Below are 21,186 nucleotides of genomic sequence, written 5' to 3' on the forward strand. Positions count from 1 at the left end.
ACCAATACAAAGGAATTTTAACCTCTTGGCTAAAAACATAATTACTGTTGATACCTACATGGAGCCTGCTACGCAAGCTCGTCTTATTGCCTTGTGCGGCCCGTTTAACGACAATCTCAAGCAAATTGAACGTCGCATGGGCGTAGAAATCCTCTACAAAGATAACCTTTTTCAAGTGATTGGCCGCCCTGATATTGCTAAACCAGTATCAGACATGCTGCGCGATCTTTACTTAGAAACTGCGCCTGTTAATGGCCAAGCACCAGAGCTAACGCCAGATCAAGTGCACATGGCGATTGAAGAATGTCGCGCACTAGAGCAAGATCAGGTATCACACGGTAAAGAAGTCTATATCAAAACCCGCAAAGGAATTATTAAGCCGCGCAATCCAAATCAACAAGATTACGTCGCAAACATTTTAGCCAATGATATTACCTTTGGTGTCGGCCCAGCGGGTACGGGTAAAACCTATTTAGCCGTGGCCTGTGCCGTTGATGCCCTAGAGCGCCAAGAAGTGCGCCGTATTCTACTGACCCGCCCTGCAGTTGAAGCGGGTGAAAAACTTGGTTTCTTACCGGGTGATTTAAGCCAAAAAGTCGATCCTTACCTGCGTCCACTGTATGACGCCCTCTTCGAAATGCTCGGCTTTGAAAAAGTAGAGAAGCTAATAGAGAAAAGTGTGATTGAAATTGCGCCGCTTGCCTACATGCGTGGCCGTACATTAAATGATGCTTTTATCATTCTCGATGAGTCTCAAAACACTACCACCGAACAAATGAAAATGTTCTTAACCCGTATCGGCTTTAACTCGAAAGCCATTATTACGGGTGATATTACGCAAGTGGACTTACCGCGTCATGTTAAAAGTGGCCTGCGTCAAGCCATCGAAGTGTTGGGCGATGTTGATTCAGTGAGCTTTAATTTCTTCCAATCGCGCGACATCGTGCGCCATCAAGTAGTGGCTCGCGTTGTCGATGCTTACCAAGCCTTCGAAGACAATGAAAATCGAATCAAGGCATTGCGTAAGCAAGAAGCGCTTGCCAAAAGCGACGCTGAAAAAGAAGAGTCTGATTCAAATGATTGATCTCGATTTACAAATTGCCTGTGATGAACAAAATCTTCCCAGCGAAGAGCAATTTATCACTTGGCTTACTGCGGCGCTAAAAGATCGTAAACCAAACGCCGAAGTCACTATTCGCTTAGTCGACGAAGATGAATCACAGGCACTAAATTTTGAATATCGCGGGAAAGACAAGCCGACTAATGTCTTATCCTTTGAATTTGACGCACCGCCGATGGTGGAATTAAATTTATTGGGTGATTTGGTGATTTGTAAATCCATCATCGAAAAAGAAGCTGTTGAGCAAGAAAAAGCACTGTTTGATCATTGGGCGCACATGGTGGTACATGGTTCGTTACATTTATTAGGCATGGATCATATTGAGCCAGATCAAGCACTTGAAATGGAGTCGCTAGAAAAGAAAATATTGGCGACTTTAGCGATTGACGATCCCTATCGCGACGACATATTATAATTTCAAATCTCAAAGGAAAATTAATAGTAATGAGTGAAGACAAACCTCCAAGTAGTCAAACAACTAACAAATCTTGGTTAGAGCGCATCGGACAGATGTTCCAAGGCGAAGTACAAAGCCAAGAGGAGTTAGTTGAATTTATCCAAGATGCTGGCGATCGCGAGCTAATTGATTCTTATACCCAAGACATGATTCACGGCGTGCTTAACGTATCTCGTAAACGCGTACGCGATATTATGATCCCGCGCTCGCAAATGGTGGTATTAGAAAATAATCACACGATTGCCAAAACTATTGAGGTTATTACCCAATCTTCGCACTCGCGTTTTCCTGTCATTTCAGAAGACAAAGACAACGTCGAAGGCATGCTACTAGCCAAAGATCTCATTCCATTAACACTTAATGGCGATATCGAAAATCAAGTGATCACCGATATTATTCGCCCTTGTGTTATTGTCCCTGAAAGTAAAAAAGTAGATGTGTTACTACGTGAGTTTCGCGCTAAGCGCTATCACATGGCGGTTGTTGTCGACGAATACGGCGGTGTGTCTGGACTTGTTACCATCGAAGATATCTTAGAAGAAATCGTTGGTGAAATTGAAGATGAGTCAGCTATCGACGAAGAGATCAGCGAAGACATCAAGAAAGTTGGCAAGCAAGTTTACTCAATTGCGGCATTAACAACGCTGGAAGACTTTAATCAATATTTCGATACTCAGTTTGACGAGTCAGAAGTTGATACTATCGGCGGTTTAATTACCAAAGAGTTTGGTCATTTACCAAGCAGTGGTGAAGAAATCCAATTAATGGATTATCAATTTAAAGTGATTAAAGCAGACTCTCGTCGCTTGGTTCAATTGCAGGTTAAAGTGCCTACAGCTGAGTCGCAAACATAAGCTACAGCTTAATCGCAAACATAGTTGCAGCGGAATCACAAACATAATAGGAATTATGTGTTTTATGGGACTATCCCAACAGTTAAACGCCCTTAATGGGCGTTTTTTTATCCTGCCATTATTGGCATTTGCCGCAGGTGTTATTGGCCATTTTGGCTTTGCACCTTATTCAATACAGTGGACTACGCCAGTCGCTATCCTAGGGCTATTTGCTTTACTCCACCACAAAGGTGTCCAAACCGCTAAATCAGGTTTTGTCATTGGCCTTAGTTTTGGCATGGGGCTGTTTATATCAGGTCTACGCTGGGTCCATGTTTCTCTTGACGTATTTGGCGGTCTGCCGCTCATAGTCACCTTATTGTTAATGGCATTACTCGCCGCCTATTTAGCGCTATATCCTGCCCTTGCCAGTTATTTGTTAGTACGTTTCAAGCAAAAATGGCCGCTATTTAACGTATTACTCTTTGTGAGCGCCTGGGCGATTGCCGAATATTTACGCGGTATAGTACTCACTGGATTTCCTTGGCTTTCATTGGGTTATAGTCAAACTCAAGGTATCTACAGCCAAGCAGCATCAGTCATCGGCACACTTGGATTAACAGCGGTCATAGTCACTTTTGCCGCTCTCAGTTTTTATGCCTTAAAACGTCATGTGCTTAGTGCAATTTGCTTAATTGGCCTCGCTATCACCATGCCCTATATCACTAGTCAGCCAAACCTCCAGCAGCAAGAGCGTTCAGTAAACCTTGCATTAATCCAAGGCAATATCGAACAAAGCGCAAAATGGGATGCCAGTGCCATGTGGCCAACGATCACACGATACATGGATTTAACGCGCGAACAATTTGATAGCGATGTGATTATTTGGCCAGAAGCGGCAATGCCAGCAGTTGAAGCATGGGTGCAAGATTATTTAAATTTGATGGACTCATCCGCCGCATTTAATGACAGTGCGATTATTACCGGCATTATTGGCCGTACACCAAAAGCCGATGTGTCAGCAATGGAAGCCGCCAAACCGCCATCGTCGAAAAACCACGATTACTACAATGCCATTATGACCTTGGGTAATGACACCGACAGCCGCAGTTTAGAAGGCATATATCAAGACAATCACAGCAATCGATATTACAAACATCAATTGTTACCTATCGGTGAGTTTGTCCCTTTTCAATCCTTATTGCGGCCATTAGCACCATTATTTAATCTGCCGATGTCATCGTTTACGCGTGGCGATTGGGCTCAACCAAACCTTACGGCGCGCGGATTTAAATTCGCACCAGCGATTTGTTATGAAATTGCCTTTGGCCAATTGGTACGCGCTAATATGAAGAGTGATACCGACTTTTTGTTAACCATTTCTAACGATGCGTGGTTTGGGGAATCTATTGGACCCCATCAACACATGGAAATTGCGCAAATGCGCGCCATAGAATTAGGACGTCCACTTATTCGAGTTACAAACACTGGTGTAACTGCCATTGTTGACCATCACGGAAAGATTACCCAGCAATTGCCACAGTTTAAAGAAGCTGTACTCAGGGCAAATTTACAGACAGTAAGCGGCGAAACCTTCTTTTACCGCCACGGCCAAACACCCTTGGTTATTGGACTGGCGGCGCTGCTGTTCATATGTCTGTTAGTTGGTCATCGGCAAAATCGGCTTAATTTTAAAATTAACCGTATTAAACAGGACTACTCGTTACCAGAAAGCTAAGGGCTTCCTAGCAGAAAGCTAAAGACTTCTTATCTAAGGGCTAAAAGCGACCCGTCTAAACTGTTGGCCTTGACACTTGGCACAAGTGCTCAAGGCTTGCGGATGATACACCGCAACCGCAGTGGAACAGTTAAGACACAAAAATTGCCCTAGTCCCACGACATCGTCCGTCTGATAAAGCCCATCATGCTCAATGTCCTGCGTTAGCTCTAACCATTCCAACTGGCACTTATCGCTAATCGCCAGTGCCCATTGCCACATAGTCGATTCTAACGCTAAATAACTCGGAGAATTGGTAAAGCTCGGGTTTTGTCGTGTATCAGAAATAAACTCTTTGAGATCAACTTTTAACTGCCATTGAATGTCCCGTAACTGCTCATCGGAAATTTCATTAGCAAATCGGTAACTTGCCATGCCTTTGTCAATAAGCGCTTCAAGGGATTGTGATTTTCCGTTTTCTATCCATTGTCGCTCTAGCGATTCTAACAACTTGTGATAACCCGTTTTAAAAATTGCCTTATCTGTTTTCATTACGATTTACTCCTAATAAACAATGGCCTCCTTAAAATATACGCCTTAGGACAATAGAATGCACAAAATTGGTTATCTTTTTGGCATCAAAAGCAACAAAGTATTGTTGCAAATCAACAACGGCTGTATCCTATGGCTAATTTTTTCATCTTAAAATTACGCGTGATGTTTGTGATTCACAAACATCGGCGTTTATGCCCTAGGTAAAGTTAAATGCAAGAGCAGTACACTCCTTCAGAAATAGAATCGAAAGCCCAGCAATATTGGGCTGAAAACGACACCTTTAAAGCGACAGAAAAAGACGATCAAGAGAAGTTCTATTGTCTATCGATGTTCCCATATCCAAGTGGTCGCCTGCACATGGGTCACGTGCGTAACTACACCATTGGTGATGTAGTTTCTCGCTACCAACGCATGCAAGGTAAAAACGTACTGCAACCTATGGGTTGGGATGCTTTTGGTCTACCAGCTGAAAACGCGGCAATCAACAACAAAACTGCGCCAGCGAAATGGACCTACGAAAACATCGATTACATGAAGAACCAGTTGCGAGCATTAGGCTTTGGTTACGACTGGGATCGCGAATTCGCGACATGTCGCTCTGATTACTACCGCTGGGAGCAATGGTTCTTCACCGAGCTTTACAAAAAAGACATGGTGTACAAGAAGACCTCTGCCGTTAACTGGTGTCCACACGATCAAACAGTACTAGCGAACGAGCAAGTTGTTGACGGCGCATGTTGGCGCTGTGATACCACGGTAGAGCGTAAAGAAATCCCACAATGGTTTGTTCGTATCACTAAATACGCGCAAGAGCTATTAGATGACTTAGACGAGTTAGACGAGTGGCCAGAAAAAGTTAAAACCATGCAGCGCAACTGGATCGGTCGCTCTGAAGGTGTTGATTTAAGCTTTGAATTAAAAGGCCGCGGTGACAAACTAGAAGTTTACACTACACGTCCTGACACCTTAATGGGTGTCACGTATGTTGGTATCGCTGCACAGCATCCACTAGCACTTGAAGCGGCTAAGACTAACGCTGATCTTGCAGCCTTTATCGACGAGTGTAAAAACACTAAAGTTGCTGAAGCTGATATGGCGACGATGGAAAAGAAAGGTATGGCGACAGGTTTCTACGCCATTCACCCTATCAGTGGCCGCGAAGTGCCAGTTTGGATTGCTAACTTCGTATTAGCCGATTACGGCTCAGGCGCGGTAATGGCAGTACCAGGGCACGACCAACGCGATTTCGAATTCGCCACTAAATACGATTTACCAATTGAAGCGGTAATTCACGCGACTGACAGCGAAGACAAAACCGTTGATATCTCACAAGCAGCTTACACCGAAAAAGGCGTGCTATTTAACTCAGGTCAATTTGACGGCTTAACGTCTGAAGCTGCCTTAGATGCCATCGCTAGCGAATTAGAATCACAAGGCAAAGGTAAGAAAACCGTAAACTTCCGTCTGCGTGACTGGGGTGTTTCACGTCAGCGTTACTGGGGTAGCCCAATTCCAATGCTGCACCTTGAAAACGGTGATGTAGTTCCAGTACCACCAGAGCAACTGCCAGTTGAATTACCTGAAGATGTGGTAATGGATGGTATTAACTCGCCAATTAAATCTGACAAAGAGTGGGCAAAAACCACCTATAACGGTCAGCCAGCACTGCACGAAACAGATACTTTTGATACCTTCATGGAATCGAGCTGGTATTACGCTCGCTATGCATCACCAGCAAAAGATGCGATGTTAGATCCTGCGCAGGCGAATCACTGGTTACCTGTTGATCAATACATCGGCGGTATCGAGCACGCTATCTTGCACTTACTGTACGCGCGTTTCTTCCATAAATTACTGCGCGATCAAGGCCTAGTAAACAGCAACGAACCGTTCAAAAAGCTATTAACTCAAGGCATGGTGTTATCAGATGCCTTCTACAAGCTTGACGAAAAAGGTACTAAACAGTGGATCTTGTTAGACGATGTTGAAACCATCACTAACGACAAGGGCCAAATCATCGGCGCTACGCAAAAATCAACCGGCGATAAACTAGAGCACGCTGGTATGAGCAAGATGTCGAAGTCGAAAAACAACGGCATCGATCCACAGGTGATGATCGACAAATACGGCGCAGATACTGTACGTCTATTTATTATGTTCGCCGCGCCAGCTGAGCAAACGCTTGAGTGGGTAGACTCTGCCGTTGAGGGTGCTAACCGCTTCTTAAAACGCGTATGGCGTTTAGCCTACAATCACATCGAATTAGGCGCGACACCAGCCCTAAACAAAGATGCGTTAACAGGCGATCAAAAAGCATTACGCCGCGAAGTTCACAAGACTATCGCTAAGGTATCTGATGATATCGGTCGTCGCCAAACCTTTAACACAGCTATCGCAGCGATCATGGAATTGGTTAACCGCCTATACAAAGCGCCAAGCGAAACAGAGCAAGATCGCGCCATCTTAGGTGAAGCAATTGAAGCTATCGTGAAAATGTTAGCGCCTATCGTGCCACATGTTTGTCACGAGCTATACGCAGCACTAGGTAACGATGACAACCTAGCCTTTGTTGACTGGCCAACGGTTGATGAGTCTGCACTAGTTGAAGATTCAAAACTTATTATCGTCCAAGTAAACGGTAAGCTACGCGCTAAGCTAAACGTAGCGGCAGACGCTTCTAAAGACGAAATTGAAAAACTTGCTTTAGACGATGCGGATGTACAACGCTTTACCGATGGTAAAACAGTGCGCAAAGTTATTGTGGTACCGGGTAAACTAGTTAACATCGTAGCTAACTAAACCCTGTGGGCGGGGAAGCTAGTCCTTCCCCGCCACTCATCTCTATTTGTCAGCAAATACAATTAAGTGAGGTCAATTTGCGTTTACTTAACAACCTCAAGTTAACCATTGTCGCCGCTATGGCGGTTTCCGTTGTTGCTGGCTGTGGTTTTCGCCTGCAAGGCAACTACCAACTTCCCATTGCACTTAAGACGCTAAACATTCAAAGCAGTGATAAATACAGCGAAATTACCCGTTTAGTGACAACCCAATTACAGCAACAGGATGTGAGCTTTAACAACAAAGCCACCACGCCTATTGTGCGTCTAGGTAAAGAAAAGTTTGAACGTGGGACTCTGTCTCTGTTTTCTAGCGGTCAGGTTGCTGAGTACGAACTGATTTACACCCTGGATTATCAGGTGATAAAAGCCAATGAGGCGCCGCAAGCATTTAATGTATCGATAAGACGTGACTACCTTGATGATCCACAGTCGGCGCAAGCGAAAAGCCGTGAGCGGGAGCAGTTATTGCGTGAAATCAGACAACAAGCCGCGCGTCAGATTGTGCAGCAATTAAGCCGCCTGTAAATTACCATTATGCGATTATACGCCAACCAACTTAGCACCAACTTACAAAAGTTAGCCTCGGTTTACCTGATTTTAGGTGATGAACCACTGCAAAAAATGCAAAGTCTTGATGCTATTCGCAGCGCTTGTAAGGCTCAAGGATTTGATGAACGGATATCATTAACACAAAGCCCGCAGTTTAGTTGGCAAGAGCTTAATAGCAACGGGCAAAACTTATCGCTGTTTTCTAATCGTCAACTTATTGAGTTAGAGCTCACCAGCCTTAAACCTGGACAAGAAGGTGCTAAAGCGATTAATGAATTTCTTAGCACGCAATCACCCGATACCATTTTGATCATCCACGGCCCAAAGGCCACAGCTGAGGCGCAAAAAGCCAAATGGTTTAAGGCGCTCGAAAATGCTGGCGTGTTTGTCAATATCACGCAGCCAGAAGGACACCATTTCGTCAAATGGCTTGACGGTGAAGTAAAAAATCGCAGCCTTAATATTGACCCTCAAGGAACGCAGCTACTGGCGCAGATGTTTGAAGGCAATTTGATGGCAGCGAGCCAAGAGCTCGATAAACTATCGCTTCAAGTCGGTAATCAATACCTTGATGTGACGGGACTAAAACAACGCGTCACTAATCAATCGCGCTTTAGTTTGTTTGAATTGCAAGATGCCCTACTCGCTGGCCATACCGACAAAGCACTGAAAATTCTTACTAGCCTAAAGCGTGAAGAAGCTGAGCCGCAATTACTGTTTTGGGCCTTTAATCGTGAATTAACCTTACTTATTTCTCTTAAAAAAGCACAGGTTCAATCACAACCTCTGGCGCCGATTTACCAAGGTGCGCGCGTTTGGGCGGCAAGGCAGAAGCTATTTGATAACGCTTTGCGCCGTTTGTCACTCAACACCCTATTGGCTTGTCTCAATCAACTTAGTGACATCGAACAACGCATTAAGCTCTCCTTTGAACTGCCGTGGACTAGCATTACACAATTAACCCTGACGCTGACGGGAGATCTCAAATAATGGAGTCACCAATAGGTCTGTTTGGTGGCACCTTTAGCCCAGTCCATCACGGGCATTTGCGCAGCGCGTTAGATATTTGTCAGGCGTTGGAATTATCTAGCGTTACATTAATTCCAAACTACCTATCTCCGCACAAGGCGGCTCAAGATGTCAATGCGCATCATCGTTTGGCAATGCTAAAACTGGCAACGTCAATTAGCCCGATGCTCAGTATTAGCGATATTGAAATATCCTCAGAAAATACATCATATACAGTGGATACCGTGCGTTCTTTTCGCGCGCAATACCCAAATCGCCCTCTGTGTTTTTTGATGGGCATGGATTCACTAATCAATTTCACGAAATGGCACCAATGGCAGGAAATATTAGCGAACTGTCATCTTATTGTTTCTAAGCGCCCCGGCTATGACATTAGTGATAATAGTGACGCCGCTAACCTGCTGACAGATTATCAAACAACTGATATCGCACAGATTAAATCGACATTAAACGGCCGTATCTTCGTTTACGAAGCACATCCTCTAGCCATCTCCTCTTCACAAATGCGCCAAGCATTAAAAGACGGAAATTCCATCACTTATCTGACTCCACCCGCGGTCGAAGACTACATTGCAACGCATCAACTTTATCGCTAGCCTTCCCCTTTGCGCATTGTTATTATGCGCCATCATTAGTAACACCTAGAGAGATTATTATGGCGTCTTTACAAGAGCAGCTATTAAAGGCTGGGCTTGCCAACAAGCAATCAGCTAAACAAATTCGTAGTGAAAAACGTAAAAAGAACAAAGCAGTTCGTAAAAACCAAGCGCAAGAAGACACTAGCTTACAAGATGAATTAGCAGCGAAAAAAGCCCAACAAGCCGAGCTAGACACGCAAAAGAATGCGCAAATCAAGCAAGAGCTGGATAAGAAGTCTGAAATCGGTAAAGTTAAGCAAATGATTTCTCAGCTTCATATCAAAGATTACGAAGGTGAGCTCGAGTACAACTATGCCCTTGAAGGCAAGGTAAAATGTCTATTACTCAACGAAGTCAATCACAACGCGCTAGTTAAAGGCCGTATTTCTATTTGTTATTTCGAAGAGGTCGTTTACCTACTGCCAGCCCTTGCTGCAGAGAAAATTGCCGCCGTCGATGAAAAGTACTTAGTACTACAAAACGACAACACGCCGACGGAAGTAGATGAAGATGATCCGTATGCAGACTTCCAGATCCCTGATGATTTAATGTGGTAATTACTGATAGTTATCTAATAAATCATCAACGAGGCGAGATAGTACAGCCATATCGCTTAATATAACAGCAATCGATTAGTTAAGTTGTTGACATATTTTAGGACTTCTATAATATGCCTCGTCAACGGAGAGGTGGCCGAGAGGCCGAAGGCGCTCCCCTGCTAAGGGAGTACGGGCTTTATATCCCGTCGAGGGTTCGAATCCCTCCCTCTCCGCCATTTATCAACTCTGCATAAATGGGACTTGATGCGCGCATGTAGCTCAGCTGGATAGAGTACCTGGCTACGAACCAGGCGGTCGGAGGTTCGACTCCTTCCATGCGCGCCATTTCTTTTCTACGTCCTTATATTTAAATTCTAAATTAATCATCTGATTTAGTTAGTAATATCTCTATATCTACAATGATATTAATTTACTATTCGTCCGACGCTTGCTGTCTGTACAAAAGAATTTCGCGTAGAGCACGCTTAAGAAATGATTCAAGACATCCCTGTCTTAAATTAAAGTGATTAGCTGGCGAGTTGCACCTGATTACGGCCGTTATTCTTCGCAGCGTATAAAGCACTGTCAGCTCGTTCAACAAGGTTTTCTAACAACTCATTAGAGCGCTTGGTGGCAATACCAAATGAGGCCGTCACTGGCTCAATGCGCTCACCCGTTCGCTTATTACTAAAAGCAACTTTCGATAACTTAGTGCGAATAGTCTCTGCAATCGCCTGTACATTATCGATCTCTAATTCTGGACACAACAGCGCAAATTCTTCACCGCCAAAACGCACTGGCGTAATCGGCTCTGGGCATTCTTGTTTAAGGAGCTTGCCCACAAATTGCAGGATCTGATCTCCCATTAAGTGACCGTGAGTATCGTTGAATGCTTTAAAGCGATCGATATCTATCATTACGACCGACATTGGCGTATCTTCACTGTTGGCATACTGGGCAAAGATTCGCTCAAAAACACGGCGATTTCCAAGACCGGTCAGTGCGTCGGTGGATGCCTGCGATTGTGTTTTTTCAAGTTCTTGCTTTAGCGATTCTATTTCAGATTGCGCCTGTGCAAGCTGTGTTTGGAAGGCATCGTTGGCGCTACATAAGCCACTCGCATTAGAGCTCAACTGATTTAGCTTTTCTGTTAGCTCTTCACTGAGTCCAGCAGTGCCTAAATCCATAATATTTTCTTTAAGCGCACCAGAGTAGACCGAAGTTTCACGGGCTGTGTTTTCGATGTGGCAAGAAAGATCACTAACTAAATGTACCAGTGATTGCTGGATCTCATTGTTTTGATGAATTTGATCGTCGCTCTTGATAATGTGTTCAAGAAATAATGACTCACTGACATCTGCAGGACAGGTACCGTATCTAGCAACTGTACTCTCAAGCGCTGTATTTAGTGTTGGATAAGCCTTTGAAAAATAGCTATACCACAAGGTGTAATTCAATGGGTTTGGCACAATATCGTGCTCAACCATCTTAGGCACAGCTTGGCGCAAATAATTCGCCGCCTGATTGGAGTTTTCTGAAAATTTCAACTTAACCTCGAAAAGAATAGGATAACAACATAGTTTCACTGCTCACACAAAACTAATCCTTTTTTACCACGCAAAGTTTACCCGTGCCCTGATCTGAATCAACCAACCTAAGTACCAAGTAATAACCCCGCATACGAATAAAGTACCAATTTAGTGAATTATTTTGTTACACCTCTAAGTTTACTTTGTGTTCAATTATCAACAATCGATTATAAACTATGCTTTTTTGTAAGGTTATTTCCATTTTAAAACAGCAGTTTACATACTAGACCTTGGTCTAAGGAATAGACCGTCACGTACTGATTAAATTGTTAACAATCTTGTTACAAGCCGCTGTTTATACGGTTTTATTACTATCTATGTAGAACATTGCAGCTCTGATCAAAAATTGGCTATAGACTAAGGTCTTGATTCCCCTCCTCCCCTTGCTTGTTAGATTAACTTTCGTAACTCCAACATAACTATTAAACAAAAGGGGGCAGTTATATGAGTTTCGAAAGCAAAGAACAAGCTGAAGGTTACTGGAAAGAAAACCTGAAGATTATGCTCAAATTATTGGCTGTATGGTTTGTTGTGTCTTATGGATGCAGCATTTTATTTATTGACCAACTCAACGAAATTACCTTTATGGGTTTTAAACTAGGTTTCTGGTTTGCTCAACAAGGTGCCATGTATGTATTCATCGCATTGATATTCATCTATGTAAAACAGATGAATGCGCTCGATAAAAAATATAACGTAGAAGAATAGGAGCAATTACGATGGATGTTCAATTACTCACCTATATCATCGTTGGTTTAACCTTCGCGCTGTATATCGGTATTGCCATTTGGTCACGCGCTGGTTCAACCAAAGAGTTTTACGTAGCAGGCGGTGGTGTTCCACCCGTAATGAATGGTATGGCAACAGCTGCCGACTGGATGTCAGCCGCATCATTTATTTCATTAGCAGGTATCGTATCTTTCACAGGTTCTGACGGTCTAGTTTACTTGCTAGGCTGGACTGGTGGTTACGTATTATTAGCACTTTGTATGGTGCCTTATTTACGTAAATTCGGTAAATTTACCGTGCCAGATTTCATTGGTGACCGTTACTACTCAGACGCTGCACGTATCGTAGCTGTTGTGTGTGCAATCTTTATCTGTTTCACTTACATCGCAGGTCAAATGCGTGGTGTGGGTGTTGTATTCTCTCGCTTCTTAGAAGTAGAAATTGCGACTGGTGTTGTTATCGGTATGGCAGTTGTATTCTTCTATGCGGTATTAGGTGGTATGAAAGGTATTACCTACACCCAAGTGGCTCAATACTGTGTTCTTATTTTCGCTTTCATGGTACCAGCGATCTTTATCTCAGTAATGATGACAGGTAATCCAATTCCACAAATCGGTTTTGGTAGCGAAATGGCCGACGGCTCAGGTTATCTCTTAGCCAAGCTCGACGGTCTCTCTGAAGAGCTCGGATTCGGTGCTTATACCGAAGGTCGTAAATCTACCCTCGACGTATTCGCAATCACTGGTGCATTAATGATTGGTACTGCAGGTCTACCACACGTAATCGTACGTTTCTTCACTGTACCTAAAGTGAAAGATTCTCGTATCTCTGCAGGTTGGACACTAGTATTCATCGGTATCATGTACACAACTATCCCTGCTCTAGCGTCTTTTGCTCGTGTAAACATGATTGAGACTATCAATGGTCCAACTGTGCAAATGCAAGATGGCACTAAAGTATACGGTCAAGGCACACCATACAGCGAAGCACCTAGCTGGATCAAAAACTGGGAAAAAACTGGCCTAATCAAGTTCGACGATAAGAATGGCGATGGCAAAATGTTCTACTCAGGTGATGAGCGTAACGAAATGAAAATCGACCGCGACATCATGGTATTGGCTAACCCAGAGATCGCTGATTTACCAGCATGGGTAATCGCGCTTGTAGCCGCCGGTGGTCTAGCAGCCGCGCTCTCAACTTCTGCTGGTCTACTATTGGTTATCTCGACGTCGGTATCTCATGACTTGATGAAGAAGACTCTAATGCCAGATATTAGTGATAAGCAAGAGCTAATGTGGGCACGTGGCGCCGCTGCGGTGGGTATTCTATGTGCGGGTTACTTCGGCATTAACCCTCCAGGCTTCGTAGCCGCGGTAGTAGCCTTTGCATTCGGTTTAGCAGCATCTTCGCTATTCCCAGCAATTATCATGGGTATCTTCAGCAAGAAGATGAATAAAGAAGGTGCAATTGCCGGTATGATCACTGGTTTAGTATTCACAGCCGCTTACATCATCTACTTCAAGTTCGTTAACCCAGCGGCTAACAAACCTGAAAACTGGTTCCTAGGCATCTCGCCAGAAGGTATTGGTACTGTGGGTATGTTAGTTAACTTCGCTACTGCGTTTGCAGTATCTAAAGTAACTGGCGAAGTACCACAAGAGGTTGTTGATATGGTTGATTCAATCCGAGTACCTAAAGGTGCCGGTGCAGCACACGACCACTAATCGATAAACGATTGATAAACAAAAAACCAGCGCATGCGCTGGTTTTTTATGTTTGATTTTCAAAAGCTGCGAAGTAAACAAGGCAATTCTTTCTCTGATACGACGCCCTCTTCCTGCCATCAAAAATGAAATTGGATGCATTCCCTGTAGAATATCGCTTTCTTAATGAGAGTCTTGGTAAAGTTTATTCTAACTGTAACTTCTACTTATCCACCCGAGATCCCGACAGGTGTTATTTTGGCTACGTATACCTTGCTCCATGCCATCTATGGCACCGCGAGATACGGTTCGTCCCGAACGTACCTTGCTCCTAGTCATCCGTGGCATCGCAAGTTACCATACGTCCTGAACGTAAAAAACCACCCGTAGGTGGTTTTTTGTTATGCATGCTTTATTATTAGTTCAACGGCGGAGCCGAGGATGACTAATAGTAGTCCGCTGAACAATAAGAGCATCGCTCGATAAAGCATGCGTCTAAACCGCTGTTCATCGTTCATTACATCAAGTGTCTAGCCGATATGTGCTAAACCTCCCATGTACGGACGTAGCGCTTCAGGAACAGTCACAGTGCCATCAGCTTGCTGGTTATTCTCTAGGATAGCAACCAAAGTACGACCTACGGCTAAGCCTGAGCCATTTAGCGTGTGTACTAATTCTGGCTTGCCAGTTTCACTGTTACGGAAACGTGCTTGCATACGACGCGCTTGGAAGTCGCGAGTATTACTACATGAAGAGATTTCACGGTAACAATCTTGCGTTGGTAACCATACTTCTAAATCGTAAGTTTTAGCTGCTGTGAAGCCCATATCACCTGTACAAAGCATAACTTTGCGGTATGGTAGTTCTAATAACTGTAGGATTTTCTCAGCGTGGCCTGTCATTTCTTCAAGTGCAGCGTCTGATGCATCTGGCTTAACGATTTGAACCATTTCAACTTTGTCGAATTGATGCTGACGGATTAACCCTTTGATATCACGACCGTATGAACCTGCTTCACTACGGAAACACGGTGTGTGAGCTGTAAATTTAAGTGGCAATTGCGCTTCTTCAACGATTTCGTCACGCATTAAGTTCGTTAATGGTACTTCTGCCGTTGGGATAAGGCTTAGGCTAGTGCCCTCTTCATTCGCAGGGCCAGTGTGGAATAGATCTTCACCAAATTTTGGTAATTGACCTGTGCCACGTAAGCTGTCGCTGTTTACTAAGTAAGGTACGTAAGCTTCTGTGTAGCCGTGTTCCATTGTGTGTTGATCTAACATGAATTGCGCCAGTGCACGGTGCATACGCGCCACTTGGTTTTTCATAACAACAAAGCGTGAGCCAGAAAGTTTTACTGACGCGCCAAAATCAATGCCACCTAGTGCTTCACCAACATCGGCGTGATCTTTAATTTCAAAATCGAAGGTACGCGGTGTGCCCCAACGTAAAACTTCAACGTTCTCGTCTTCGTCTTTACCGGCAGGAACATCGCTGTCTGGTAGGTTCGGAACACCCATTACGATGTTATCAATATCAGTTAATAAGGTTGATAGTTCAGCTTTCGCCGCGTCTAATTTATCACCTAATTCACCAACTTCAGCAAGCAATGGCGCAATGTCTTCGCCGCGCGCTTTTGCTTGACCAATGGACTTAGAACGAGAGTTACGTTGAGCTTGTAATTCTTGAGTCGATACTTGTAATACTTTACGACGCTCTTCTAATTCGCTGATTGCAGCGACTTCTAACTCATAACCACGGGCTTTTAAACGCGCCGCTGTTTCTTCCAGTTCAGTTCTAAGATATTTAGGATCTAACATGTTTCTTCCAATGTTAATTACTATTTAATTTATAAATACTTTTTACGTGTTATTTGCTGCCGAGCCACAAACCAATAAATACTGCCGTTAAACAAAGCACTAAATTTCCCAACACATTTAATATGGCTTTTTGAATATCACCGGCTTGGATCATCAACACCGTATCGAGTGAAAACGTCGAAAACGTGGTAAATGCACCGAGAAAGCCAACGCCTAAGGCGATTTTCGCTTGTGGCATCAAGGATTCACTCTCAATCAGTGCAAATAATAGCCCCATTAAGAGTGACCCGACAAAATTGGCGATAAGTGTACCAAAAGGAAAGCCTTTGCCAAACACATTAATTGCCAATTGTGACAATCCGTAACGGGAAATCGCGCCAAGTGCACCACCAGCGGCAATCATTAGCAAATTATTCATAACGCTTGTGACCACTTTGTTGATTTAACTGTTTGAGGTAATTTAGCTTTTCGCCTATTTTTCCCTCTAAGCCGCGACTCGTTGGTTGATAGACTTCAACGTCCTTAAGCTCTGGTGGTAAATAACTTTCCCCCGCCGCAAACGCATTAGGCTCATCGTGGGCGTAGCGATATTCCTGACCATAGCCCAAATCGTTCATCAGCTTGGTCGGTGCATTGCGCAAATGATGCGGCACTTCATAATCGTTTTCGCTAGCGACGATACGCTGCATTTCTTTAAATGCGTTATAAACCGCATTACTCTTTGGCGCGCAGGCCAAATAAACAATAGCTTGGGCGATTGCGCGTTCGCCTTCAGCAGGTCCCACGCGATGGAAACACTCCCATGCATTTAACGCCACATCCATCGCTTTAGGATCGGCATTGCCGATGTCTTCTGAGGCAATGGCGAGCAATCGTCTGCCGACATAAAGTGGATCTGCGCCAACGGCTAGCATTCGGCAATACCAATACAAGGCACCATCTGGCGATGAACCACGGATAGACTTATGCAATGCAGAAATTAAGTCGTAATAGAGATCGCCTTTGTTATCAAATTGACTGACTTTATCACCGCACACTTGGGTTAACATGGCCAAATCAATCTCACGGCCATCGCGCATATCCATTAGCAACTCAAGATAGTTAAGCGCCATGCGGGCATCACCCTGCACTACGTTTGCTAAGCCATTTAATACTTCGTCCGACAGCGTGATATTGTCATTGCCGAATCCGCGCTCTTTATCATTGACGGCTTGGGTTAACAGTGCCTGGATATCGTCGTTTTCAAGCTTTTTAAGCAAATAAACACGAGCACGGGATAACAACGCGTTATTAAGCTGAAACGATGGGTTTTCGGTCGTTGCGCCAACAAAAATCACCGTGCCATCTTCAATGTATGGCAAAAAGGCATCTTGCTGTGATTTATTAAAGCGATGTACTTCATCTACAAACAACAAGGTACGGCGCGATTGTGATTGAGCGATTTGTTTCGCACTATCTATCGCCGCCCGAATTTCTTTCACGCCAGAAGTCACCGCCGAGATACGTTCGACATGAGCATCGACATAGTGGGCAACAATTTCCGCTAAAGTGGTTTTTCCGGTGCCAGGAGGGCCCCACAAAATCATCGAATGGGCACGACCAGCTTCTAAAGCTTTGCGCAGCGGTTTGCCTTCACCCAAAATATGCGCTTGGCCGATATACTGACTAAAATTAGTTGGCCGCATACGTGCGGCCAAGGGTTGAAAGTCAGGTGAAAAATCAAATGGCAAATTGCTCACCAGTTAATTTCCTCGGCGCTGATCGTCAAAGTCGACACCTTCTGGCATCTCGAATACGAAATTTTCTGGTGCAATTGCATTGCTGTAATCAAACTTGTTAAAAGTAAAATGGCTAGTTTGCCCCTGCGCATCTTCAATCGATAATTGACTAATGGCATTATCATTGAACGTCATAGTTACTTTACGCGTTAGGTTTTTGCTATCCTTGGGTACCACCTCAAACGCCTCTCCGACTTTTTTCACGGTAAACTGAGACCATGCTGCGTCGCTTTGATTTGCAATTAGCCACAGCGGCGATTGGGTCATGGTGCTATCGAGATCAAGTGCGCTAACTTGCTCGACAAATGGATTGTAAATCCACACACTTTTTCCGTCGGACACCACAACTGATTCATCAGGCTCATTGGTTACCCAACGAAACATATTAGGCTGAGACATTTTCATATGACCAGTTGCCTGCTGAATTTCACGACCTTTGTTATCTAACACGCGTTGATTAAAGGTTGCTGAAAACTGCTGATACATTTTTAGCTTGTTACGGAGCCCAAAGCTCGCATCGTCAACAATACTTTTCTTATGCAGCGCCATATCTTTGATTGGTGGCTCAGTCGCTACAACGGGTTGTGCCATGACAGCTCCTGTTATTAACGTAACTGCTGTTAATGTTTTGATAGTCAATAATTTCAAAATTCGTTCTCTTTAAATTGATACTCTTACGAAGACCAAACTGCCAATTAGGCTTTCGGTGGTGGTGGCGCTAAAACTTCGCGTGTGCCATTATGGCCCGGTGAACTTACGACACCAGCAGCTTCCATTTGTTCGATTAAACGCGCTGCGCGATTGTAACCAATTTTAAATTTGCGCTGTACGCTAGAAATGGAGCCACGACGTGTTTCTGTAACAAAGGCCACGGCTTCATCGTAAAACTCATCGTTTTCTTCGTCGCCTTCGGCCGCCTCACCAGGTAACAGTATTTGCTCGTTCGATTCACCTGATAAAATAGCGTCGATATAATTTGGTTTGCCGCGCAATTTCCAATCATCTACCACTTTGTGTACTTCATGATCATCCACAAAAGCACCGTGAACACGCGTTGGCACGCCAGTACCCGGTGGTAGGTAAAGCATGTCACCTTGACCGAGTAGTTGCTCAGCACCCTGCTGATCTAAAATCGTTCGTGAATCAACTCGCGATGAAACTTGGAAGGCGATACGGGTTGGAATATTCGCTTTAATAAGACCAGTAATAACGTCCACCGATGGACGCTGTGTTGCAAGAATAAGATGAATACCAGCAGCACGGGCTTTTTGCGCGATACGAGCGATTAGCTCTTCTACCTTCTTACCAACTATCATGATCATGTCGGCAAATTCATCCACCACGACAACAATACTTGGCAGCGTTTCCAGCAGTGGCGCTGTTTCATCCATGCTATCGCCTGGTTTCCACAGTGGATCGGTAAGTGGCTCGCCAGCTTCTATTGCCGCCTTAACTTTTGCGTTATAACCTTTGAGATTACGTACGCCAACCGCTGATAACAGCTTGTAACGACGTTCCATTTCACCCACACACCAACGCAGCGCATTAGCGGCTTCTTTCATATCAGTTACGACTTCAGCAAGTAGATGCGGAATACCCTCATATACCGATAGTTCAAGCATTTTCGGGTCAATCATAATGAGGCGCACTTGCTCAGGCGTTGATTTGTAAAGCAATGATAAAATCATCGCGTTTACACCAACAGATTTGCCCGAGCCCGTAGTACCAGCAACCAATAAGTGCGGCATTTTACCTAAATCCACTACTACTGGCATACCAGCGATATCTTTACCCAATACCATGGTGAGGGCAGATTCTGAATGTTGGAACTTGTCGCAAGCGAGGTTTTCACGCAGATAAACAACTTCGCGATTCTCATTTGGAATTTCTAGACCAATAACGCTCTTACCCGGAATAACTTCCACGACACGCACGCTAAGTGCAGATAATGAGCGAGCTAAATCTTTTGACAAGCCAGAGATTTTACTTACCTTCACGCCGGGTGCTAAATCGAGTTCGAATCGAGTAATAACAGGGCCAGGGAACACATCAACCACAGTTGCTGTGATATTAAAGTCCAGTAGTTTGGCTTCAACCAAGCGTGATACGCGATCTAAGTCTTCTTGAGCAATAGGATTAGCCAGCTTCTTTGGCATATCTAATAAATCTAGTGTTGGCAACGGTGTTGTTGCGCGACGTACTGGCGGCAGGCCATCGATAGTGCCGCGTTTTTCAGGCACTTCTACCACTTTTGGTTGCACAGCAGCAATAGCTTGTGCCAGTTGGTCGTTAGACAACTCTTCGCCCGACACTCCATCTGATTTGCCATCAGCGATGTCTGATTCGGATGCGGCTTTTTCAGGCGGACGTTGATACATACTTAAATCAATATCGTCGTCGCGCGATGCACTAAATGACGGCATGTCTTCGTGATCGTCAATTTCTGCTTCAACACGACTGTTTGATGAGTTACCAATTGAGAAACTTGGTTCAGTTGATGGTTCATCAATTTGAATGTCACCTAACTGATGATCACGCTCAGCTGTTTGGCTCTGCTCAGTTGCCTTATCTGCGTCAGCGTCAAATTCAGCGCTATCATCAGCCGATGTTTGCTCTTTATCTTCTGTGGTGTTCAATAGGCTGGCAATACCTTTGACAATCCACATAACAACAGCGACTACAACGCCGCCAGTGCGCTCAACCACTTGCATCCAGCCAATACCCGTCATCAACGTCAAGCCAGTGGCAATAAAGCAGATAAGCAATAAGGTGGTGCCAATGAAATTAAAATTAGGCAACATCGCGTTGGCAATAATATCGCCGACAATTCCTCCAGCAGAAAACGCCTGATGAATGTCGTCAAAATTAATACTCGCAGTGGCCAACACACCAAAGGCGGTTAAGAAGAAACCGATAAAACGCAGTCCCATGGTAAAAAAATCGATTTCACGTAATTTGTGATGCGCCTTAAACAGCACATAGCCAAGACCAGCGAGTAAAAATGGTAAGCTGTATGCTAAAACACCGACGCTAACAAATAGAATATCGGCGAGATAGGCACCGGCATTACCCATCCAGTTTTTTGCCAGCTCATCACTGGCGGTTTGCGTCCACGCGGCATCACCAGCGTCAAAACTATAAAGCGCTAATAAAAGATACAGTGATAGCAGGGTCGAGGTAACAATACTTGCCTCTAAAACCCGTTGCATACCAGTAATTGGTTGCTTAGGAGAAGAATGCGTTGAGGTACTTTCCATAGGTTGCTCTTTTTCCAAATCAGGCGCGTCAGCCAA

18 protein-coding genes and 2 tRNA genes are annotated in these 21,186 nt (G+C 44.3%); 13 read left to right on the forward strand and 7 right to left on the reverse strand.

What is annotated here, in order from left to right:
• Window positions 1-25 precede the first annotated feature (25 nt).
• From MHM98_RS00365 to lnt, 4 genes are all read left to right on the forward strand, one after another.
• The gene (locus tag MHM98_RS00365; protein WP_239437015.1) at window positions 26-1,084 is read left to right on the forward strand and encodes a PhoH family protein; all 1,059 of its coding nucleotides are present in this window, start codon (window positions 26-28) and stop codon (window positions 1,082-1,084) included.
• The gene (gene ybeY, locus MHM98_RS00370) at window positions 1,077-1,535 is read left to right on the forward strand and encodes an rRNA maturation RNase YbeY (protein WP_239437016.1); all 459 of its coding nucleotides are present in this window, start codon (window positions 1,077-1,079) and stop codon (window positions 1,533-1,535) included. The genes MHM98_RS00365 and ybeY overlap by 8 nt, the downstream gene beginning before the upstream one ends.
• 29 nt (window positions 1,536-1,564) lie before the next feature.
• Window positions 1,565-2,431 carry a transporter associated domain-containing protein gene (locus MHM98_RS00375; protein WP_239437017.1) on the forward strand — a complete coding sequence of 289 codons (867 nt, stop codon included), beginning with the start codon at window positions 1,565-1,567 and terminating at the stop codon, window positions 2,429-2,431.
• Window positions 2,432-2,495: 64 nt separating this feature from the next.
• Window positions 2,496-4,148, forward strand: coding sequence for an apolipoprotein N-acyltransferase (lnt, locus tag MHM98_RS00380; protein ID WP_239437018.1), 1,653 nt, complete (start codon window positions 2,496-2,498; stop codon window positions 4,146-4,148).
• A 33-nt stretch (window positions 4,149-4,181) separates the two neighbouring features.
• Here the strand turns inward: lnt and MHM98_RS00385 are convergent, their stop codons facing one another.
• Window positions 4,182-4,679 carry a hypothetical protein gene (locus MHM98_RS00385; protein WP_239437019.1) on the reverse strand — a complete coding sequence of 166 codons (498 nt, stop codon included), beginning with the start codon at window positions 4,677-4,679 and terminating at the stop codon, window positions 4,182-4,184.
• A gap of 213 nt (window positions 4,680-4,892) precedes the next feature.
• Between MHM98_RS00385 and leuS the strand changes: the two genes are divergently transcribed.
• The 7 genes from leuS (at window position 4,893) to MHM98_RS00420 (ending at window position 10,622) form a co-directional block, all read left to right on the forward strand.
• Window positions 4,893-7,481, forward strand: coding sequence for a leucine--tRNA ligase (gene leuS / locus MHM98_RS00390; RefSeq protein WP_239437020.1), 2,589 nt, complete (start codon window positions 4,893-4,895; stop codon window positions 7,479-7,481).
• A 77-nt stretch (window positions 7,482-7,558) separates the two neighbouring features.
• Complete coding sequence (gene lptE / locus MHM98_RS00395; protein WP_239437021.1) at window positions 7,559-8,047, forward strand: LPS assembly lipoprotein LptE; 489 nt, start codon at window positions 7,559-7,561, stop codon at window positions 8,045-8,047.
• A gap of 9 nt (window positions 8,048-8,056) precedes the next feature.
• Window positions 8,057-9,061 (forward strand): DNA polymerase III subunit delta, encoded by a 1,005-nt coding sequence (gene holA / locus MHM98_RS00400; RefSeq protein ID WP_239437022.1) that lies wholly within the window; start codon window positions 8,057-8,059, stop codon window positions 9,059-9,061.
• Window positions 9,061-9,696 carry a nicotinate-nucleotide adenylyltransferase gene (nadD, locus tag MHM98_RS00405; protein ID WP_239437023.1) on the forward strand — a complete coding sequence of 212 codons (636 nt, stop codon included), beginning with the start codon at window positions 9,061-9,063 and terminating at the stop codon, window positions 9,694-9,696. The genes holA and nadD overlap by 1 nt, the downstream gene beginning before the upstream one ends.
• Before the next feature lie 59 nt (window positions 9,697-9,755).
• Complete coding sequence (locus MHM98_RS00410; RefSeq protein ID WP_239437024.1) at window positions 9,756-10,295, forward strand: DUF2058 domain-containing protein; 540 nt, start codon at window positions 9,756-9,758, stop codon at window positions 10,293-10,295.
• Window positions 10,296-10,421: 126 nt separating this feature from the next.
• A tRNA-Ser gene (locus MHM98_RS00415) sits at window positions 10,422-10,513 on the forward strand.
• 32 nt (window positions 10,514-10,545) lie between these two features.
• Window positions 10,546-10,622 (forward strand) — tRNA-Arg (locus MHM98_RS00420).
• Between the two features lie 182 nt (window positions 10,623-10,804).
• On the opposite strand, the gene MHM98_RS00425 is transcribed toward MHM98_RS00420, so the two are convergent.
• Entirely contained in the window at window positions 10,805-11,824 is a 1,020-nt protein-coding gene (locus MHM98_RS00425) for a diguanylate cyclase (RefSeq protein ID WP_239437025.1), read from the reverse strand.
• A 486-nt stretch (window positions 11,825-12,310) separates the two neighbouring features.
• On the opposite strand from MHM98_RS00425, the gene MHM98_RS00430 reads away from it, so the two are divergent.
• Both MHM98_RS00430 and MHM98_RS00435 read left to right on the forward strand, forming a co-directional pair.
• Window positions 12,311-12,574 carry a DUF4212 domain-containing protein gene (locus MHM98_RS00430; protein WP_239437026.1) on the forward strand — a complete coding sequence of 88 codons (264 nt, stop codon included), beginning with the start codon at window positions 12,311-12,313 and terminating at the stop codon, window positions 12,572-12,574.
• An 11-nt stretch (window positions 12,575-12,585) separates the two neighbouring features.
• A complete protein-coding gene (locus tag MHM98_RS00435; RefSeq protein ID WP_239437027.1) occupies window positions 12,586-14,319 on the forward strand; it encodes a sodium:solute symporter family protein in 1,734 nt (577 codons plus the stop codon).
• Between the two features lie 509 nt (window positions 14,320-14,828).
• On the opposite strand, the gene serS is transcribed toward MHM98_RS00435, so the two are convergent.
• The 5 genes from serS to MHM98_RS00460 form a co-directional block, all read right to left on the reverse strand.
• A complete protein-coding gene (gene serS / locus MHM98_RS00440) occupies window positions 14,829-16,115 on the reverse strand; it encodes a serine--tRNA ligase (protein WP_239437028.1) in 1,287 nt (428 codons plus the stop codon).
• A 49-nt stretch (window positions 16,116-16,164) separates the two neighbouring features.
• On the reverse strand, window positions 16,165-16,533 hold the full coding sequence (crcB, locus tag MHM98_RS00445) for a fluoride efflux transporter CrcB (RefSeq protein WP_239437029.1): 369 nt from the start codon (window positions 16,531-16,533) through the stop codon (window positions 16,165-16,167).
• Complete coding sequence (locus tag MHM98_RS00450) at window positions 16,526-17,854, reverse strand: replication-associated recombination protein A (RefSeq protein ID WP_239437030.1); 1,329 nt, start codon at window positions 17,852-17,854, stop codon at window positions 16,526-16,528. The genes crcB and MHM98_RS00450 overlap by 8 nt, the downstream gene beginning before the upstream one ends.
• Window positions 17,855-17,857: 3 nt before the next feature.
• On the reverse strand, window positions 17,858-18,484 hold the full coding sequence (lolA, locus tag MHM98_RS00455; protein ID WP_239437031.1) for an outer membrane lipoprotein chaperone LolA: 627 nt from the start codon (window positions 18,482-18,484) through the stop codon (window positions 17,858-17,860).
• Between the two features lie 104 nt (window positions 18,485-18,588).
• The gene (locus tag MHM98_RS00460; protein WP_239438041.1) at window positions 18,589-21,150 is read right to left on the reverse strand and encodes a DNA translocase FtsK; all 2,562 of its coding nucleotides are present in this window, start codon (window positions 21,148-21,150) and stop codon (window positions 18,589-18,591) included.
• Window positions 21,151-21,186 lie beyond the last annotated feature (36 nt).

It is taken from the genome of Psychrobium sp. MM17-31 (assembly GCF_022347785.1).
GTDB lineage: Bacteria > Pseudomonadota > Gammaproteobacteria > Enterobacterales > Psychrobiaceae > Psychrobium.